The organism is Flammeovirga agarivorans (assembly GCF_012641475.1).
Lineage (GTDB): Bacteria > Bacteroidota > Bacteroidia > Cytophagales > Flammeovirgaceae > Flammeovirga > Flammeovirga agarivorans.
This window is the reverse complement of sequence record NZ_JABAIL010000078.1, coordinates 1-724: the sequence shown is the minus strand read 5'-3', so window position 1 is coordinate 724 and position 724 is coordinate 1. Positions and strand designations below refer to the sequence as shown.

The 724-nt window shown below is 27.6% G+C and carries 1 protein-coding gene; it reads left to right on the top strand.

Features of this window, described 5'->3' with window-relative positions:
* A partial coding sequence (locus HGP29_RS28320; RefSeq protein WP_211093460.1) for a hypothetical protein occupies window positions 1-645 on the top strand: 645 nt, incomplete at its 5' end.
* Between the last annotated feature and the right edge of the window lie 79 nt (window positions 646-724).

Sequence of the window (724 nt, the reverse complement as noted above, 5' to 3'; positions counted from 1 at the left end):
GTTGGCAACCATAAATGTAGGATGAATAAATTTTCAAAAATATATCAAAATAAAACCGATTCAGAACTCCTCATGATAATAACAAATAAACATTATATAGAAGAGGCAAGGTTGGAAGCTTTTTATATTTTAAAAAAGAGATCTCCTACTCAGTTGACAAAAGTTCATAAAAAAGAAATTGAATTAATTGAAAAGAAAGATAAAAAAAGAGATAATAAATATAACAAGGATAATGAATTATTAATCAAAGAGTTAAAATCTATTCCTTTACAAGAATCAAGACTCTACAAGAATGATAATTTAAATGACCTAAAGTGTATTCGTTTAGATTCACAAAATTATAGGCTCATTATTAAAGATGCTAGAGGTTTTGGGTTAATATCACCAAGAATATTCCTAAAAGTGAATAACGATAACTCAATTAAATTGTCACTAAAATTAAATTATTATTCTTTAATGATAGGAACATTAGTTACACTGATTCTAATTGGAATAACTTATCCAAAAAGTTTTCATGAAAGTAATCACACACTTATTTCAGTGCCTTTACTTTTTGTAATCTCTGTTCAGATAATATCATATGTAATGTCTCTTTTTATCAATCAAGAAAATTGGTTTAAACTATATATTTACAAGAAAATTTAACTAATACAGTTGCCAACAATAGCTAACCTCCATCCACCGGTCGACACGCCCGCTGGTCGTAGTTTAGCCGTTACGTTGT